General features: G+C 63.1%; 15 protein-coding genes and 1 tRNA gene. 6 read left to right on the top strand and 10 right to left on the bottom strand.

Annotation, left to right across the window (positions count from 1 at the left end; all coding sequences use genetic code 11):
• Nucleotides 1-29 precede the first annotated feature (29 nt).
• The 10 genes from ACYQ2U_RS13415 to ACYQ2U_RS13370 all read right to left on the bottom strand — a co-directional run bounded on the left by ACYQ2U_RS13415 (nucleotide 30) and on the right by ACYQ2U_RS13370 (nucleotide 10,252).
• Nucleotides 30-1,019, bottom strand: a complete 990-nt coding sequence (locus ACYQ2U_RS13415) for a serine/threonine protein kinase (protein ID WP_459950881.1) — start codon at nucleotides 1,017-1,019, stop codon at nucleotides 30-32.
• 60 nt (nucleotides 1,020-1,079) lie between these two features.
• Nucleotides 1,080-1,310 carry a formate dehydrogenase subunit delta gene (locus tag ACYQ2U_RS13410; RefSeq protein ID WP_459950880.1) on the bottom strand — a complete coding sequence of 77 codons (231 nt, stop codon included), beginning with the start codon at nucleotides 1,308-1,310 and terminating at the stop codon, nucleotides 1,080-1,082.
• Entirely contained in the window at nucleotides 1,307-2,152 is an 846-nt protein-coding gene (gene fdhD, locus ACYQ2U_RS13405; protein WP_459950879.1) for a formate dehydrogenase accessory sulfurtransferase FdhD, read from the bottom strand. Before fdhD ends, ACYQ2U_RS13410 begins: the two co-directional genes overlap by 4 nt.
• Nucleotides 2,153-2,154: 2 nt before the next feature.
• A complete protein-coding gene (gene fdhF / locus ACYQ2U_RS13400) occupies nucleotides 2,155-5,025 on the bottom strand; it encodes a formate dehydrogenase subunit alpha (RefSeq protein ID WP_459950878.1) in 2,871 nt (956 codons plus the stop codon).
• A gap of 15 nt (nucleotides 5,026-5,040) precedes the next feature.
• Nucleotides 5,041-6,597, bottom strand: coding sequence for a formate dehydrogenase beta subunit (locus ACYQ2U_RS13395; RefSeq protein ID WP_459950877.1), 1,557 nt, complete (start codon nucleotides 6,595-6,597; stop codon nucleotides 5,041-5,043).
• A complete protein-coding gene (locus ACYQ2U_RS13390) occupies nucleotides 6,594-7,055 on the bottom strand; it encodes a formate dehydrogenase subunit gamma (protein WP_459950876.1) in 462 nt (153 codons plus the stop codon). The genes ACYQ2U_RS13395 and ACYQ2U_RS13390 overlap by 4 nt, the downstream gene beginning before the upstream one ends.
• Before the next feature lie 24 nt (nucleotides 7,056-7,079).
• Complete coding sequence (locus tag ACYQ2U_RS13385; protein ID WP_459950875.1) at nucleotides 7,080-8,741, bottom strand: OFA family MFS transporter; 1,662 nt, start codon at nucleotides 8,739-8,741, stop codon at nucleotides 7,080-7,082.
• Nucleotides 8,742-8,889: 148 nt separating this feature from the next.
• Nucleotides 8,890-9,792 (bottom strand): LysR family transcriptional regulator, encoded by a 903-nt coding sequence (locus ACYQ2U_RS13380; protein WP_459950874.1) that lies wholly within the window; start codon nucleotides 9,790-9,792, stop codon nucleotides 8,890-8,892.
• 2 nt (nucleotides 9,793-9,794) lie between these two features.
• Nucleotides 9,795-10,154 carry a thioredoxin family protein gene (locus ACYQ2U_RS13375; protein ID WP_459950873.1) on the bottom strand — a complete coding sequence of 120 codons (360 nt, stop codon included), beginning with the start codon at nucleotides 10,152-10,154 and terminating at the stop codon, nucleotides 9,795-9,797.
• Nucleotides 10,155-10,167: 13 nt separating this feature from the next.
• Nucleotides 10,168-10,252 (bottom strand) — tRNA-Leu (locus ACYQ2U_RS13370).
• 203 nt (nucleotides 10,253-10,455) lie between these two features.
• On the opposite strand from ACYQ2U_RS13370, the gene rimP reads away from it, so the two are divergent.
• The 6 genes from rimP (at nucleotide 10,456) to rpsO (ending at nucleotide 16,956) form a co-directional block, all read left to right on the top strand.
• Nucleotides 10,456-10,932 carry a ribosome maturation factor RimP gene (gene rimP, locus ACYQ2U_RS13365; RefSeq protein WP_459950872.1) on the top strand — a complete coding sequence of 159 codons (477 nt, stop codon included), beginning with the start codon at nucleotides 10,456-10,458 and terminating at the stop codon, nucleotides 10,930-10,932.
• 28 nt (nucleotides 10,933-10,960) lie between these two features.
• Nucleotides 10,961-12,445, top strand: a complete 1,485-nt coding sequence (nusA, locus tag ACYQ2U_RS13360; RefSeq protein WP_459950871.1) for a transcription termination factor NusA — start codon at nucleotides 10,961-10,963, stop codon at nucleotides 12,443-12,445.
• Nucleotides 12,446-12,456: 11 nt separating this feature from the next.
• Nucleotides 12,457-15,261, top strand: coding sequence for a translation initiation factor IF-2 (infB, locus tag ACYQ2U_RS13355; RefSeq protein ID WP_459950870.1), 2,805 nt, complete (start codon nucleotides 12,457-12,459; stop codon nucleotides 15,259-15,261).
• On the top strand, nucleotides 15,262-15,657 hold the full coding sequence (gene rbfA, locus ACYQ2U_RS13350; protein ID WP_459950869.1) for a 30S ribosome-binding factor RbfA: 396 nt from the start codon (nucleotides 15,262-15,264) through the stop codon (nucleotides 15,655-15,657). It begins immediately after the preceding gene.
• The gene (gene truB, locus ACYQ2U_RS13345) at nucleotides 15,654-16,583 is read left to right on the top strand and encodes a tRNA pseudouridine(55) synthase TruB (protein ID WP_459950868.1); all 930 of its coding nucleotides are present in this window, start codon (nucleotides 15,654-15,656) and stop codon (nucleotides 16,581-16,583) included. Before rbfA ends, truB begins: the two co-directional genes overlap by 4 nt.
• 103 nt (nucleotides 16,584-16,686) lie before the next feature.
• Nucleotides 16,687-16,956, top strand: coding sequence for a 30S ribosomal protein S15 (rpsO, locus tag ACYQ2U_RS13340; RefSeq protein WP_459950867.1), 270 nt, complete (start codon nucleotides 16,687-16,689; stop codon nucleotides 16,954-16,956).
• The last annotated feature ends 47 nt before the right edge of the window (nucleotides 16,957-17,003 follow it).

Below are 17,003 nucleotides of genomic sequence, written 5' to 3'. Positions count from 1 at the left end.
ACCCCTCCCTTTTGTTTTTGTTGGGATGACTAGCGGACTTCCAGCGGGGATTCGTCCATCAAGGCAATCTGTTCCCGCAACTCCAGGATGCGGTCCTGCCAATAGCGCTGGGTATTGAACCAGGGGAAGGCCGCCGGAAAAGCCGGATCGTCCCACCGGCGCGCCAACCAGGCGGAGAAGTGCAACAGGCGCAGGGTGCGCAGGGCTTCCAACAGGTGGAGTTCACGCCCGTCGAAATCGCAAAAGGTGCGGTAGCCCCTCAGTATTGCATCCCACTGGGTTTGCATTTCCTCCCGCTCGCCGGAGAGCAACATCCACAGGTCCTGGATTGCCGGCCCGCTGCGGCTGTCGTCGAAATCGACGAAGTGCGGCCCATGATCCGTCCAAAGCACGTTGCCCATGTGACAGTCGCCGTGGAGTCGGATCAGGGCCACGTCGCCGGCCCGCTCGTAGGCCCGGGCTACCCCTTGTAGGGCCATGTCCACCGTGCTGCGCCAGGAGCTTTCCAGTTCCATGGGAATGAACTGGTGTTCCAGCAGGAAGTCGCGGGACTCCGTACCGAAGCTGGTCGGCGTCAGTGCTGGCCGGTGATGGAAGGGTTGCCGTTTGCCGACAGCATGAATGCGGCCAATGAAGCGACCCAGCCATTGCAAGGTCTGCTCATCACCCAATTCTGGCGCCCGACCACCCTGGCGGGGGAAGAGGGCGAAGGAAAAGTCGCCGTAGCGGTGCAGGGTCTTGCCTTGCAGCGCCAGCGGCGGCACGACGGGGATTTCCGCTTCGGCCAGTTCGGCGACGAACGCATGTTCCTCCAGGATTTGCGCCTCGCTCCAGCGCTGGGGACGGTAGAACTTGGCGATCAGGGGCGGGCTGTCGTCCATGCCCACCTGATAGACCCGGTTCTCGAAACTGTTGAGGGCCAGCTGCCGACCATCCGGCCGCAGCCCAAGGCTTTCCACCGCGTCCAGGACGTGGTCGGGGGTGAGGGTGGCGTAAGGATGGAGGATGTCTTGCACCATGGCGGGCGGAAAAAGGCAAAGCCCGATTGTAGGGCCTGCCGCCTGCCTGGTCCGCCTACTTCAGTCGGTGGGCCACTCCTGGCGGTGCTTGGCCACCGCGTCGCGGACGATGGGCAGCAGTCCTTCCCCTTGCTGTCCGTCGATATGGGCAAGCAGGGCATTGCGCATGCGTTTTTCCCAGCTGTTTTGCAGGTGTCGGGCCAGGTCGTCCAGGGCCTGCTCGTGGCAGGGCTGGCTTTCGAAAAAGGTGCCGATTTGGTTGGCCATCTTGATCAGGTACTGGGTGTTCATGGCAACAGGACGCGTTGGGGATGGGTATGGATGGAGAAGCCGTCGCCGTGAAGGCTCCCGGCCAGGGTGAGACCGCTGGCCTCGGCGGTTTCCACGGCTAGCGCGGTGGGATGGGAAATTGAGAACAGCAACTGGACGCCGATGCTGGCGGCCTTTTGCACCATCTCCACGCTGGCCCGGCTAGTGACCAGGACGAAGCCGGTTGTGCTGTCGAAACCGCGAGTCGCCAGGGCACCCACCAATTTGTCCAGGGCGTTGTGACGCCCCACGTCTTCCCGCGTCAGGACGATGTTGCCGGCCAGATCGACCCAGGCGGCAGCGTGGACGGCATGGGTGCGGTGGTGCAGGGGCTGGTGGTGGTGGATGCGTTCCAGGGCGACGGAGATGGCCGTCACTGGCAGGGCCAGGCCAGTCGCCACGGTGCGAATCGGACGCAAGGCCTGTCCCAGGCTTTCCACGCCGCACAAGCCGCAGCCGGTGCGGCCGGCCAAGCTGCGGCGGCGTTCCTTGAGCTTGGCGAAGCGCTCGCTGGCAATGTCCAACTGCAATTCGATGCCTTGTCCTTGCTCCTGGATCTGGCAGTCGTACAACTCCGCAGGGCGGGTGAGGATGCCTTCTGACAGGCTGAAGCCCAGAGCGAAGTCCTCCAGGTCGGCTGGCGTCGCCAGCATCACCGCGTGGGAGACACCGTTGTACACCAGGGCGACCGGCACTTCCTCGGGCAGCGTCTCGATCCGGTCCACCGTCGGATGCCCGGCGGAAACCCGCCGGGCCTGGCGGTTACGTGCCGTGTCCCGCGCGGGCAGGGTGACAGCGGTGGCGGCGGACCGGGGGGAGGCCATGGCTAGGCAGTGACCCGTTGCCGGTTGGAACGCTTGGGGGCGAGCTCGGCCTGCTCGGCGGCGAAGCGGCGCTGGCGTTGCTGCCATTCGGATGGCTGCGACACCTTGGTCACTTGTACGGCGGTGACCTTGTATTCCGGGCAATTGGTGGCCCAGTCCGAATTATCCGTCGTAATCACGTTGGCGCCGGATTCGGGGAAGTGGAAAGTGGTGTACACCACCCCGGGCTGCACTCGGGGCGTGACCGTGGCGCGCAAAACGGTTTCACCGGCACGGCTGGTAATGCCCACCCAGTCACCCTCGGCGATGCCCCGTTCCTCGGCGTCGTGAGGATGAATCTCCAGCCGATCCTCGTCGTAGAACAGCGAGTTGGCCGTACGGCGGGTCTGGGCACCCACGTTGTATTGGCTGAGGATGCGGCCCGTGGTGAGGATCAATGGCAGGCGTGAGGTGACCTTTTCGTCCGTGGGCTGGTACTGGGTAATGACGAACTTGCCCTTGCCGCGAACAAAGTGGTCCACGTGCATGATGGGCGTACCGTCCGGCGCCGCTTCGTTGCAGGGCCACTGGATGCTGCCCATCTGTTCCAGCTTGTCGTAGCTGACACCGTGGAAGGTCGGCGTCAGGCGGGCGATCTCGTCCATGATCTGGGAGGGATGGTCGTAGTGCATGGCGTAGCCCAAAGCCTGGGCCAGCTTGAGGGTGACCTCCCAGTCGGCCAGGCCGGCCAGGGGCGGCATCACCTTGCGCACCCGGGAAATGCGGCGCTCGGCATTGGTGAAGGTGCCATCCTTTTCCAGGAAGCTGGAACCGGGCAGGAAAACGTGGGCGTACTTGGCCGTTTCGTTGAGGAAGATGTCCTGCACTACCAAGCACTCCAGGCTGGAGAGGGCGGCTTCCACGTGGTGGGTGTTGGGGTCGGACTGGAGCGGGTCTTCTCCTTGGACGTACATGCCCTTGAAGCTGCCGTCCAGGGCGGCTTCGAACATATTGGGCAGGCGTAGGCCGGGTTCTGGTTGCAGTTCCACGCCCCAGGCGGATTCGAACAGGCCCCGCACCGTGGCATCGGAGACGTGGCGGTAACCCGGAAGCTCGTGGGGGAAGGAGCCCATGTCGCAGGAGCCTTGCACGTTGTTCTGGCCCCGTAGAGGATTCACGCCCACACCCATGCGGCCCACGTTGCCGGTGACCATGGCCAGGTTGGCGATGCCCATGACGGTGGTGGAGCCCTGGCTGTGCTCGGTGACGCCGAGGCCGTAGTAGATCGCAGCATTGCCACCCGTGGCGTAGAGCCGGGCGGCTGCGCGTACTTCGGCAGCGGGTACGCCAGTCACGGCTTCGGTGGCTTCCGGAGAGTTCTCCGGCTTGGCGACAAAGTCTCGCCAGGCCTCGAAGGCGGGGATTTCGCAGCGTTCCCGCACATAGGCTTCGTTTACCAATCCTTCGGTGACGATCACATGGGCCAGGGCGGTGACCATGGCGACGTTGGTGCCGGGCTTGAGTTGCAGGTGGTGGGCGGCCTGTACGTGGGGTGACTTCACCAGGTCGATGGCGCGGGGATCGATGACGATTAGCTGGGCACCCTGGCGGATGCGGCGCTTGAGTTGGGAGCCGAACACCGGATGGCCATCGGTGGGATTGGCGCCCATTACCACGATCACGTCGGCGTCCATCACCGAGTCGAAGGTCTGGGTGCCGGCGGATTCGCCCAGGGTCTGCTTGAGGCCATAACCCGTGGGGGAATGGCAAACCCGGGCGCAGGTATCCACGTTGTTGTTGCCGAAGGCGGCACGGACTAGCTTTTGCACCAGATAGGTTTCTTCGTTGGTGCAGCGGGAAGAGGTGATGCCGCCGATGGAATCGCGGCCGTATTGCGCCTGGATGCGTTTGAACTCCGATGCGGCGTAAGAGAAAGCCTCATCCCAGCTAACTTCTTGCCAGGGATCGTGGATGCTCTTGCGGATCATGGGGGACTTCACCCGGTCGGCGTGGGTGGCGTAGCCCCAGGCGAAACGGCCCTTGACGCAGGAATGGCCGTGGTTGGCCTGACCGTCCTTCCAGGGCACCATGCGCACCACTTCGCTGCCCTTGACCTCGGCCTTGAAGCCGCAGCCCACGCCGCAGTAGGCGCAGGTGGTGACCACGCTCTTCTCGGCCTGGCCTTTGTCGATGACGGTTTTTTCCATCAGGGTCGCCGTGGGGCAGGCCTGAACGCAGGCGCCGCAGGAAACGCACTCCGATTCCATGAAGGGCTGACTTTGACCGGGACTGACGCGGGATTCAAAACCCCGGCCGGAAATGGTCAGGGCGAAGGTACCCTGGGTTTCCTCACAGGCGCGCACACAGCGGTTGCAGACGATGCACTTGGCCGGGTCGTAAGTGAAATAGGGGTTGGACTCGTCCTTCTCGCAGCGGTGCTCGGCGTCGAAATGGTTGTCACCCTTGAACCCGTAACGCACTTCCCGCAGGCCCACCACGCCGGCCATGTCCTGCAATTCGCAATTGCCGTTGGCGGCGCAGGTCAGGCAGTCCAGGGGATGGTCGGAGATATACAGCTCCATCACGTTGCGGCGCAGCTCCGCCAGCTTGGGGGTCTGGGTCTGCACCTGCATGCCCGGTTCCACCAGCGTGGTACAGGACGCGGGGCAGCCCTTGCGGCCTTCGATCTCCACCAGGCAGAGACGGCAGGAACCGAAGGGTTCCAGGCTGTCGGTGGCGCAGAGCTTGGGAATGGCGGTGCCCAGGTCCTGGGCGGCACGCATGATGGAGGTGCCTTCCGGCACCGTTACCTCGATGCCATCGATAGTGAGGGTGACTTCCTTTTCCGAAGTGCGGGCAGGGGTACCGTAGTCGATGTCTTTATTGAGGGACATGGTCGTCTCCTGTATTCAAGCGGCTTGGCTGTCGGTATCGGCAATGCCGAAATCGCTAGGGAAATGGCGCAGGGCCGACAGCACCGGGAAAGGCGTCATACCGCCATGGGCGCAAAGGGAACCGGCAGTCATGGTGTCGCACAGGCTTTTCAGCAAAGCCACGTTGCGGGGACGTTCCTCGCCGGCAATGATGCGGTCGATGACTTCCGTGCCCCGGGTGGAGCCGATGCGGCACGGTGTGCATTTGCCGCAGGACTCAGCGGCGCAGAACTCCATGGCATAACGGGCCTGGGCGGCCATGTCCACCGTGTCGTCGAAGGCGACGATGCCGCCGTGGCCCACCATGGCGCCCATGGCGGCGAAGGACTCGTAGTCCAAGGGCGTATCGAACTGGGACTCGGGCACGTAGGCGCCAAGAGGGCCGCCCACCTGGACGGCGCGAATGGGCCGGCCCGAGGCAGAGCCGCCACCGTAGTCGTAGAGCAGTTCGCGCAGGGTCAGGCCGAAGGCCTTTTCTACCAGGCCGGTGTGGCGCAAATTGCCCGCCAGTTGGAAGGGCAAGGTGCCATGGGAACGGCCCATGCCGTAGTCACGGTAGAAGGTGGCGCCCTTGGCCATGATGATGGGAACCGAGGCCAGGGTCATCACGTTGTTCACCACCGTGGGTTGGCCGAACAGGCCCTTCAATGCGGGCAGGGGCGGCTTGGCGCGAACCACGCCGCGCTTGCCCTCCAGGCTTTCCAGCAGGGCGGTTTCCTCACCGCAGATGTAGGCGCCGGCACCGAGGCGCACTTCCAGCTCAAAGTTGCGGCCCGAGTGGTCGGCGTCTCGGCCCAGGTAGCCGGCGGCGCGGGCTTTTTCGATGGCGGCCTTCAGGGTCTTGAAGGCGTGGGGATATTCGGAGCGCAGGTAGATATAGCCTTGGGTAGCCCCCACGGCCAGGCCGGCGATGGCCATGCCTTCGATCAGGGCGTAGGGATCGCCTTCCATCAACATGCGGTCGGAGAAGGTGCCGGAGTCGCCTTCGTCGGCATTGCAGACGATGTACTTCTGGGCAGCCTGGGCGCCCAGCACGGTGTTCCACTTGATCCCGGTGGGAAAGGCGGCGCCACCGCGACCCCGCAGGCCGGAGTCGGTGATCTGTTTGACGATATCGGCAGCACTCAGGGCAGCCGCCCGGTTGAGGCCTTCCCAGCCGCCTCGGGCGGCGTAGTCGTCAAGACAGAGCGGATCAGTGAGACCGACCCGGGCGAAGGTGAGGCGCTCCTGGCCGGCGAAGAAGGGAATGTGCTCGGTGAGACCGTGGCAAAGCTTGTGGTGTTTGCCTTCAAGGAAACCCTGGTCGAACAGTTCCACCACATCCTTGGGTTGTACGGGGCCGTAGGCGATGCGACCGTGTTCGGTCTGGACTTCCACCAGAGGCTCCAACCAGACCATGCCACGGCTGCCGTTGCGTACGATTTCCACGTCCGCGCCGCGCCGGGCCGCTTCTTCGGCGATGGCACGGGCAACCCGTTCGGCGCCGAGTGCCAGGGCGCTGGAGTCGATGGGGACGAATACGCGGGTGCTCATGCCTTGCTCCCTTGCTCTTCCAGGATGGCATCAAAACTGTCGGCATCCACCCGGCCAAATACGTCGTCGCCGATGCGGATCGCTGGCGAACAGGCGCATTGCCCCAGGCAATACACCGGCTCCAGGGTGAAGTCACCGTCGGCGCTGGTGCCGTGCCAATCGGTCCCCAGCCGTTTCTTGGCGTGGGCTTCGAGGGCCGCGCCCCCCTTGGCCTGACAGGACTCCGCCCGACATACCTCCACCACCTTCCGCCCCGGCGGTGCCGTGCGGAAGTGGTGGTAGAAGCTGATCACCCCATGCACCTCGGCCCGTGACAGGTTCAGGGTCGAGGCCAGCAGCGGCACGGCGTCCTCGGGAATGAAGCCCAATGCATCCTGAAGGGCGTGGAGCGTGGGCAGGAGGGCGCCGGGCTGATGACGGTGGGCATCGATGATGGCGGCGACGGCAGGTGTGTCCATGTCAGGCTTTCGGTGACGATCTCGTTATTTGAAGAGGACGATGGCCTTCTGCAAGGTCATCCAGATGCCCCAACCGAGGGGAATCCAGACGGCCAGCCAGGCCAGGGTGACCTTGGTGGAGTGGCTGGCTTCCTTGGCCAGGGCTTCCACGTCCTCGACGAAGTGTTGGTGGGTGTTGTCGGCGGCCTTCTTTTCCTCCGCCAACTCCTCGGGGCTCATGTGCAGCTTTTCCGAAACCGGCGTCACCAGCCAGTTGCAGACGCAACCGAGCAAGAGCAGCGCGGCCAGGATGTACATGGTGATGCTGTAGGCATCAGCCCGGGCTACGCCATGCTCCAGTTGGTACTCGCGGATGTAGTTCACCAGCACGGGGCCGAGAATGCCGGCGGTGGCCCAGGCGGTGAGCAGGCGACCGTGAATGGCGCCCACCATCTTGGTGCCGAACATATCGGCCAGGTAGGCAGGTACCGTGGCGAAACCGCCGCCGTACATGGAGAGGATGACGCAGAAGAACGCGACGAACAGGGCCAGGCTGCCTTGGGCGGCCGTCCAGGGAATGGAGGCGTAGAGGGCGAAACCGAGCAGGAAGAAGGTGAAGTAGGTGGCCTTGCGTCCGATCTTGTCGGAGAGGGAGGCCCAGAAGAAACGGCCGCCGATGTTGAACAGGGAGAGCAGGCCGGTGAAACCGGCGGCGATGGCGGCGATCTGGCCCTTCTGCGCTGCGGTGAGGTCGTTGAAGGCGACGTCGATGCCGATCAGCTTGCCGGCGAACACCTCCTGCAACAGGGGGGAGGCCATGCCGAGGATGCCGATGCCGGCGGTCACGTTGAGACACAGTACGCCCCACACCAGCCAGAACTGTTTGGTCTTCCAGGCCACGTCCAGATGCACGTGACCGGCGGAGATCATGGACTTCTTCGGGTCCTGGGCCGGCGGTTGCCAGCCGGCGGGCTTCCAGTTGTCGGCGGGCACGCGGTAACCCAGGGCGCCGGCCATCATGAAGACGAAATAGATGGCAGCCAAGGTGAGGAAGGTTTCGGCGACGCCGACGGAAGTCGGGGTGGCGTAGAACTTCATCAGCTTGTCGGCCAGGGGGGCGCCGATCATGGCACCGCCGCCGAAGCCCATGATGGCCATGCCGGTGGCCATGCCACGCCGGTCAGGGAACCATTTGATCAGGGTGGACACGGGCGAGATGTAGCCGAGGCCCAGACCGATGCCGCCGATGATGCCGGAGCCCAGCCAGAGCATCCAGATCTGGTGCGCATAAACACCGAAGGCCGAAATCACCAGCCCGCCGCACCAACAGACGGCGGAAACGACACCGGCCTTGCGCGGACCGGCTTTTTCCAGCCAGCCGCCCCAGATGGCGGCGGAACAGCCGAGGAAGACGAAAAACAGGGTGTACATCCAGCCCAACATGGAAATCTTCCAGTCGCAGTTGGCGGCGACGGCTTGGGCGAAGAAGCCCATGTCGGCCGGACAGGCGACGCTTTCCTTGATGCCGATGGCCTTGGACAGAGGCAGCCAGAAAACCGAGAAACCGTAAGCCATACCGATACAAAGATGGATGGCGAGAGCGGCGGGGGGGACGAGCCAGCGGTTGAATCCGGGTTTGGCAATGATGCGCTCGCGGGATAGGAAGTCGGTGGACGGCGGCGACGTCAATACGGCAGTGGTGGTCATGAATCCTCCTTTGTCAGCCTTGTTGGCTGTTGTGGTGTGGAATGGCCCTTGTTCCAGTTGGAACGGGATGAACAAAAAGGAACAGGCCAGACTCGGGCTGCAAAGTAACCCAGGTCATTGGCCCGTGAAATCAAATAATTCTGAAGAGTTATTCGCTTTTTGCGAATGCAACATTCAGGTGGCGTGCGGTGTCCACCAGGGCACTTGCCAGCGGGGAGAGCAGTTTGCGGTGGGGGGTTACCAGGCAGGTTGCCCAACCCAGGGAGGGGGAAACCAGCTTGACCATGCGCAGACCGGCCGGCAAGCCGATCTGCTCCAGCACCCCCTTGGGCAGGATGCCCGACCACTGCCCCGTGCAGGCATGGGCCAGGATGCTGACGATGGAATTGGTTTCCAGGGAGGGCTTGGGGTCCTGGCCGATGTCGTGAAAAACCCGGTCGATGATCTTGCGGTTCATCATGTCCTTGGTCAGCAGGACCAGGGGCACTTGGGCCGCCTCCGCCCAGGTGATGGTTTCCCGTTCGGCCTCGGGTGTGCTTTCGTGGGTGATGAAAACGTGGTTTTCATTCCAGAGGGGGATGTTGTCCAGGTCGGGGCTCGCGCTCGATTCGGAATACACGATGCCGCCTTCGAGTTCAAAGTGCTGGAGCCGATCTAGGATTTCCCCGGTACTGAGGGAGAGCACCTCGATGTCCACCAGGGGGTGGCGTCGGGCGAAGGCCGAGGTCAGGGACGCCACCATGGTCAGGGCGGTGGGAATCACTCCCAGGCGCAGGCGGCCGCTCAGGCCGTCGCGCAATTGGGCCAGTTGCTGACGCAGGCCTTCGGCGCTGGCGGCCATGCGCTGGGCGTAGTCGAGAACGCAGCGGCCTTCCGCCGTCAGGCCGGAAAACTGTTGTCCCCGTTCGACGATGGACACCCCCAGTTCGGTTTCCAGGTCGCGAATGGCGGCGGAAAGGGTGGACGGGGAGATGTGGCAACTGGCGGCCGCCCGACCGAAATGCTTTTCCCGGGCGAGGGCGATCAGGTAATGGTATTTGCGCGACAGCATGGCTAGTCCGCCAGCAAGTGCCGCAGGCTCAGTTGCTGCCAGCCTTGACGTTCTTCCGTCTTGTGGGCGTAGGCATGGCTTTCTTCCGCCGTTTGTTGGCAGAAGGTTTCCAGCAGGCGGTGCAGGTGGTGGTGCTGGGGCAGCATGGTGCCGAAGAACAACACGTCGTCGCCCCGTTGGATTAGCAAAGTGGGAAAGTTTTCCACGTCGAAGTCCTCCAACCCGGCGTTTTCGTCCTCGATGTCCAGCCAACGGAAACGCGCATTGGGGAAGTCGGCCGCCATGGCCTCGAAGCCGGCGCGGTAATCCCGGCAGGTACCGCACCATTCGGCGCAAAGGCAGGCGACAAGAAATTCGGGCATGGGGACTGTTCTCTGGTGCCCGGAACCGGACTCGAACCGGCAGGCCTTGCGGCGGCGGATTTTAAGTCCGCTGTGTTTACCAATTTCACCATCCGGGCGGCGGAAGGGGCGGATTCTACACGGCCCACGGGCGCTGCCGCGGCCCTGGTGATGGGTGCAAATACATCAAAGATTGCGATGAATTGATGCAACTGCTACAATCAGCGAAATTTTTGGGGCTGCTTCCACCTTCAAATCAAGGCGGAAGGCGGCGAAAGAAAATGGGCAGTTTTGCCCATTTTTCATTTGTGGCACCGGATTCATGCAGATTGTCGAGTTGATTGAACAGGCCGTGACCGGCCTCGGGTACGAGTTGGTGGACTTTGAAATCAGTCCCCGCGCCCGTTTGCTGCGCATTTTCATCGATCGTCCCGTTGGCTTCGTGGCACCGGCCCCCGCCGAAGGCGCGCCGGCTGCCCAAGGCGGCATCACGGTGGACGATTGCGCGACCGTCAGCAATCACCTGACCCGGTTGTTCACGGTGGAAAACATCGATTACGACCGCCTGGAGGTTTCCTCTCCGGGGCTGGACCGGCCCTTGAAGAAGGCCGCCGATTTTGAGCGTTTCGCCGGTCAGGAGGCCCAGGTGAAGCTGCGCATCCCCGTGGGCAATCAGCGCAATTTCAGCGGGGTGCTCGGCGGTTTGCGGGACGGGTCGCTGGTCTTGACGTCGGAAGGCACCGAGCATCTGTTCCCTTTGGACAACGTGGAAAAGGCCCGCCTGATCCCGAAATTCTGAACTTAGTATTGGATTGTTGGAGAAAACTATGAGCCGCGAATTGCTGTTGCTGGTGGATGCCCTGGCGCGGGAAAAGAACGTTGATAAGGACATCGTGTTCACCGCCCTCGAGATGGCCCTGGCTTCCGCCACCAAGAAGCGTGTCCACGACGATGCCGACGTCCGCGTCGAAATCGATCGCAATACCGGCGAATACGAGGCCTATCGTCGCTGGCTGGTGATGAATGAAGAAGACATGGACAACTACGAGCAGCAGATCGGTCTCGTGGAAGCCCGTGAGCAGTTGTCCGACGTCAATGTGGGCGATTACATCGAGGAATCCCTGGAGCCGGTGGATTTCGGTCGTATCGGCGCCCAGGCCGCCAAGCAGGTGATCCTGCAAAAAATCCGCGACGCTGAACGCGAGCAGATCCTCAACGACTTCCTGGAACGCAAGGAACACCTGGTGATGGGTACCGTGAAGCGCCTGGAGCGCGGCAACGCCATCATCGAAGCCGGCCGGGTCGAGGCCCTGCTGCCCCGCGACCAGATGATTCCCAAGGAAAATCTGCGTCCCGGTGACCGTGTCCGTGCCTGGTTGATGAAGATCGACCGGCAGGCCCGTGGTCCCCAGTTGATCCTGTCCCGCACAGCACCCGAATTCATCATCAAGCTATTCGAACTGGAAGTGCCCGAGATGGAAGAGGGCCTGTTGGAGATCAAGTCCGCCGCCCGCGATGCCGGCATCCGCGCCAAGATCGCCGTCAAGTCCAATGACCCCCGCGTCGATCCGATCGGTACCTGTGTCGGCATGCGCGGTTCCCGCGTGACCGCCGTGACCAACGAACTGTCCGGCGAACGCGTGGATATCGTGCTGTGGTCCGCCGACCCCGCGCAATTCGTGATCGGTGCCCTGGCCCCGGCTGAAGTGTCCTCCATCGTGGTGGATGAAGAGCGCCATGCCATGGACGTGGTGGTGAACGAGGCCAACCTGGCCATCGCCATCGGCCGCGGCGGACAGAACGTGCGTCTCGCCTCCGAGCTGACCGGTTGGACCATCAACCTGATGACGGAAGAGGAGTCCGCCCAGAAGCACGAGGCCGAGGCTTCCACCATCCGTGCCCTGTTCATGGAAAAGCTGGACGTGGACCAGGAAGTGGCCGACATCCTGATCGAGGAAGGCTTCTCCACCCTGGAAGAGGTGGCCTACGTGCCCCTGGCCGAAATGCTGGAAATCGAGGCCTTTGACGAAGCCACGGTGAACGAACTGCGCGACCGCGCCCGCAACGTGCTGCTGACCGAAGCCATCGTGGACGAGGAACAATTGGATGGCGTCGAGGAAGAACTGCTGCAACTGGAAGGCATGACCAAGCATTTGGCGGCCAAGCTGGCCCGCAACAACATCAAGACCCGCGATGATCTTGGCGATCTGGCGGTGGACGAATTGACGGAAATCAGTGATATCTCCGAGGAAGACGCGAAGAAATTGATTACTAACGCCCGAGCCCATTGGTTCGCGAATGAAGACAAGTAAGGGGAACGACCATGGCACAGATGAGCGTTGCCCAATTTGCATCAGAACTGAAAATGCCGACCACGGCCCTGTTGGAACAGTTGGCCAAGGCCGGCGTGGAGAAATCCGCTTCCGGTGACCTGCTGACGGAACAGGACAAGACCAAGCTGCTGGAATTCCTGCGCAAGTCCCACGGTGAAACCGCGCCCAAGGCCAAGATCACCCTGACCCGCAAGCAGACCAGCGAAATCAAGGCGGCCGACGCCACCGGCAAGGCCCGCACCATCCAGGTGGAAGTCCGCAAGAAGCGGGTCCTGGTGAAGCGTGACGAGCTGGCTCCCGCGGCCGAGCCGGTCAAGGTGGAAGCGGCGCCAGCCCCTGCGCCCGTGCCCGAAGCGCCTGCCGTCGTGGCCCCTGCGCCGGAGCCCGCACCGGTCGTCAAGGCCGAAGTGCCCCCGGTGGAGGTGAAGGCCGAAGCTCCGGCGCCTGCCCCCGCACCCGCCAGCGTCGAAGCGCCGGCCAAGGCGGAAAAGCCCTCCGCCGCCAAGGCAAGCAAGAGCAAGGCAGCCGAGGCCAAGCCTGTCGAAGTCGAGACACCGGCAGCAGCAGCGCCCGCGCCCAAACCCAAGGTCACCCGGGTGGTGACCCAGGCCTCCGTCATCGATGAGCAGCAACGCGCTCTGCGAGAAGAGGAAGCCAAGCGTCAAGCCCAGTTGTACGCCATCCAGGCCGCCGAGCTGAAGGCCAAGCAGGAGCGGGAAGCCCGCGCCCGGGAAGAGGCAGAAAAGCGTCTCAAGGCCCAGCAGGAAGAGTTGGCCCGCAAGGCGGCCGCCAGCGAGGCCGGTACTGAAGCCAAGCCCAGCGGCACCTTGCACAAGCCCGCCGTCAAGGAAGGCGAAAAGAAACCCGCCGACAAGAAGGGCGGCAGCGCCTGGAAGGACGATGCGGCCAAGAAGCGCGGCATCAAGACCCGTGGCGATACCGGTGGCGGTACTGCCGGCTGGCGTGGCGGTCCCAAGGGGCGCCATGGCAAGCATCAGGAAGAGTCCCGTCCCGCGCCCATGGTGGTCGAGGCCGTGGTCAAGGAAGTCCATGTGCCGGAAACCATCAGCGTGGCCGACCTGGCCCACAAGATGTCCGTCAAGGCCACCGAAGTGATCAAGGCCCTGATGAAGATGGGCATGATGGTCACCATCAACCAGCAGTTGGACCAGGAAACCGCCATGATCGTGGTGGAAGAGTTGGGCCACAAGGCGTTTGCCGCCAAGCTGGACGATCCGGATGCCTTCCTCGATGAAGCCGACGACGAACACAAGGATGCCGAGTTGCTGCCCCGTCCGCCTGTCGTCACCGTGATGGGCCACGTGGACCACGGCAAGACCTCGCTGCTGGACTACATCCGTCGTGCCAAGGTGGCTGCGGGCGAAGCCGGCGGCATCACCCAGCACATCGGCGCCTACCATGTGGAAACCGACCGTGGCGTCATCACCTTCCTCGACACCCCGGGTCACGAGGCCTTCACGGCCATGCGTGCCCGCGGCGCCAAGGCGACCGATATCGTGATCCTGGTGGTGGCCGCCGACGACGGCGTGATGCCCCAGACCAAGGAAGCCATCCACCATGCCAAGGCGGCCGGCGTCCCCCTGGTGGTGGCGGTGAACAAGATCGACAAGCCCGATGCCAACCCCGAGCGCGTCAAGCAGGAACTGATCGCCGAGGGCGTGGTGCCGGAAGAATACGGTGGCGATTCTCCCTTCATTCCCGTGTCCGCCAAGAAGGGCACCGGCATCGACGAACTGCTGGAGCACGTGCTGCTTCAGGCCGAAGTGCTGGAATTGAAGGCGCCCAAGGATGCACCGGCTAAGGGTCTGGTGATCGAAGCCCGCCTCGACAAGGGCAAGGGTGCCGTGGCCACCGTGCTGGTGCAGTCCGGTACCCTGCATCAGGGCGACGTGCTGCTGGCCGGCCAGGTATTCGGTCGCGTCCGTGCCATGTTGGATGAGAACGGCAAGCCCATCAAGGAAGCCGGTCCTTCGATTCCCGTGGAAATCCAGGGCTTGTCCGAGGTTCCCGGTGCCGGCGACGAAACCATGGTGCTGGCCGACGAGCGCAAGGCGCGGGAAATTGCCCTGTTCCGTCAAGGCAAGTTCCGCGACGTGCGCCTGGCCAAGCAACAGGCCGCCAAGCTGGAGTCCATGCTGGAACAGATGGGCGAGGGCGAGGTCAAGGTATTGCCCCTGATCATCAAGGCCGACGTGCAAGGTTCCCAGGAAGCCCTGGTGCAATCCCTGCAAAAACTGTCCACCGACGAGGTCAAGGTCAATGTCATCCACGCCGCCGTGGGGGCCATTTCCGAATCCGACGTCAACCTGGCTTCCGCTTCCAAGGCGGTCATCATCGGCTTCAATACCCGTGCCGATGCCGGTGCCCGCAAGGTGGCCGAAACCTTCGGTGTGGATATCCGCTACTACAACATCATCTACGATGCCGTGGATGAGGTGAAGGCGGCCCTGTCCGGCATGTTGGCTCCGGAAAAGCGCGAGAACCAGATTGGTACCGTGGAAATCCGCCAGGTCTTCCGCATCTCCAAGGTGGGCGCGATTGCCGGTTGTATGGTGCTGTCCGGCCAAGTCAAGCGCGGCGCCCTGGTCCGCCTGCTGCGGGACAACGTGGTGGTCTTCACCGGCGAGTTGGACTCCCTCAAGCGCTTCAAGGACGACGTGAAGGAAGTCAAGGAAGGCTACGAGTGCGGCCTCTCCCTGAAGAACTTCAACGACATCCAGGAAGGCGACCAACTGGAAATCTTCGAAATCCAGGAAATCGCCCGGAGCCTGTAAGTGCCGCAACACAAGGGCTTTGCCCGTTCAGACCGAGTCGTCGAACAGATCCGCCGCGAGCTGGCGGATCTGATTCGGCTGGAGGTCAAGGATCCCCGGGTGACCTTCGTCACCCTGACGGCCGTCGAAATCACGCCGGACTATGCCCACGCCAAGGTGTTCTACACCACCCTGATTCCCGCCGACCAGCGGGAAGCCCTGGAGCGCGGCCTCAAGCGTAGCGCCGGTTTCCTCCGCCGCGAGTTGGGCAAGCGGGTGCGCATCCACCATACGCCTGAGTTGCATTTCGTCTATGACGGTTCCGTGGAACGGGGCAACGAGTTGTCCCGCCTGATTGACGAGGCCGTGGCTTCGGACCGGCAAAACAGCCCGGACGGGCAAGAAGACAGCAATTGAACAAGCCCCGTCGTGCCCCGCGCCGTCCCGTGGACGGCGTGTTGCTGCTGGACAAACCGATCGGCTTCACCTCCAACGCCGCCCTGCAAAAGGCCCGCTGGCTGTTGAATGCCGCCAAGGCCGGCCATACGGGCACGCTGGATCCCCTGGCCACCGGCCTGCTGCCCCTTTGCTTCGGTGAGGCCACCAAGTTTTCCTCAGAACTCCTGGACGCCGACAAGGCCTACCAGGCCACGCTGCGGTTTGGCATCACCACCGACACGGCCGATGCCGAGGGCACGGTGCTGGAAACCCGTCCCGTCGGCTTCAGCGAAGCCGACCTACGCCAGGCCTTGACCCGCTTTGTCGGTGAGCAGGACCAGGTGCCGCCCATGTATTCCGCCCTGAAGAAGGACGGCAAGCCCTTGTACGAATATGCCCGCCAGGGCGTGGAAATTGAGCGCAAGCCCCGTCGCATCCGCATTCACCGGATTGACCTGTTGTCGTTTTCCGGTGACCAGGCGGTGATCGACGTGGATTGCAGCAAGGGGACCTATATCCGCACCCTGGCGGCCGATATCGGCGAAGTCCTGGGTTGCGGCGCCCATTTGGCCGCTCTGCGACGGACCCGGATCGGCCGTCTGGCGTTGGACGGCGCGGTGAGCCTGGAGACCTTCGAAGCGGCCGACCTGGCAGCGCGGGATGCGCTGCTGGCACCGGCGGATGCCCTGGTGTCCGATCTTCCCCGGGCCGATTTGAACGATGGGGAGGCGGCGCGGGTGCTCCACGGCCAGGGATTGCGCTGGAACGCCGGGGTAGGGGAGCGATGGCGCCTGTACGGGCCGGGTAATGCCTTCCTCGGCCTGGGGGAGATGTCGCCCGATGGTTGGCTCAACCCCCGTCGTCTTGTCGCCACCCAGGCGCAGGATGGGGATAAAAGCGAATAAAGGACAAAAAAGTCCGAGAAATTATTGAGTTCCTGAAGGATGCTTGCGTATAATGCCGGCCTTCCTGAGGGATCAGAAAAACCAAGCAAGGACATTGATCAAAATGGCTATTTCCACCGCCGACAAGGCGAAAATCGTTACCGACTTCCAACGCGCCCAAGGCGACACCGGCTCCCCCGAGGTGCAAATCGCCCTGTTGACCGCCCGTATCAACGACCTGACCGGCCACTTCAAGGAACACGTCAAGGATCACCACTCCCGTCGTGGTCTGCTGATGATGGTGAGCCAACGTCGCAAGCTGCTCGACTACCTGAAGCGCAAGAACGCCGACGGTTACCGCGCACTGATCGAACGCCTCGGTCTGCGTAAGTAAGTTCATTTCCCAATCGTTCTGCCCACGCGGACTATTGCGGCAAATGC

The organism is Denitratisoma sp. agr-D3 (genome assembly GCF_054658675.1).
Note: the sequence above shows the minus strand (reverse complement) of the source record. Positions and strands in the feature narration are given on the sequence as shown.

Excerpts from the sequence above, each read along its gene's own strand:
- ACYQ2U_RS13395 (WP_459950877.1), bottom strand. The coding sequence starts at position 6,597 with ATGAGCACCCGCGTATTCGTCCCCATCGACTCCAGCGCCCTGGCACTC.
- ACYQ2U_RS13375 (WP_459950873.1), bottom strand. The coding sequence starts at position 10,154 with ATGCCCGAATTTCTTGTCGCCTGCCTTTGCGCCGAATGGTGCGGTACC.
- ACYQ2U_RS13415 (WP_459950881.1), bottom strand. The coding sequence starts at position 1,019 with ATGGTGCAAGACATCCTCCATCCTTACGCCACCCTCACCCCCGACCAC.
- nusA (WP_459950871.1), top strand. The coding sequence starts at position 10,961 with ATGAGCCGCGAATTGCTGTTGCTGGTGGATGCCCTGGCGCGGGAAAAG.
- ACYQ2U_RS13380 (WP_459950874.1), bottom strand. The coding sequence starts at position 9,792 with ATGCTGTCGCGCAAATACCATTACCTGATCGCCCTCGCCCGGGAAAAG.
- fdhD (WP_459950879.1), bottom strand. The coding sequence starts at position 2,152 with ATGGCCTCCCCCCGGTCCGCCGCCACCGCTGTCACCCTGCCCGCGCGG.
- ACYQ2U_RS13385 (WP_459950875.1), bottom strand. The coding sequence starts at position 8,741 with ATGACCACCACTGCCGTATTGACGTCGCCGCCGTCCACCGACTTCCTA.
- ACYQ2U_RS13410 (WP_459950880.1), bottom strand. The coding sequence starts at position 1,310 with ATGAACACCCAGTACCTGATCAAGATGGCCAACCAAATCGGCACCTTT.
- rpsO (WP_459950867.1), top strand. The coding sequence starts at position 16,687 with ATGGCTATTTCCACCGCCGACAAGGCGAAAATCGTTACCGACTTCCAA.
- rimP (WP_459950872.1), top strand. The coding sequence starts at position 10,456 with ATGCAGATTGTCGAGTTGATTGAACAGGCCGTGACCGGCCTCGGGTAC.
- infB (WP_459950870.1), top strand. The coding sequence starts at position 12,457 with ATGGCACAGATGAGCGTTGCCCAATTTGCATCAGAACTGAAAATGCCG.
- fdhF (WP_459950878.1), bottom strand. The coding sequence starts at position 5,025 with ATGTCCCTCAATAAAGACATCGACTACGGTACCCCTGCCCGCACTTCG.
- ACYQ2U_RS13390 (WP_459950876.1), bottom strand. The coding sequence starts at position 7,055 with ATGGACACACCTGCCGTCGCCGCCATCATCGATGCCCACCGTCATCAG.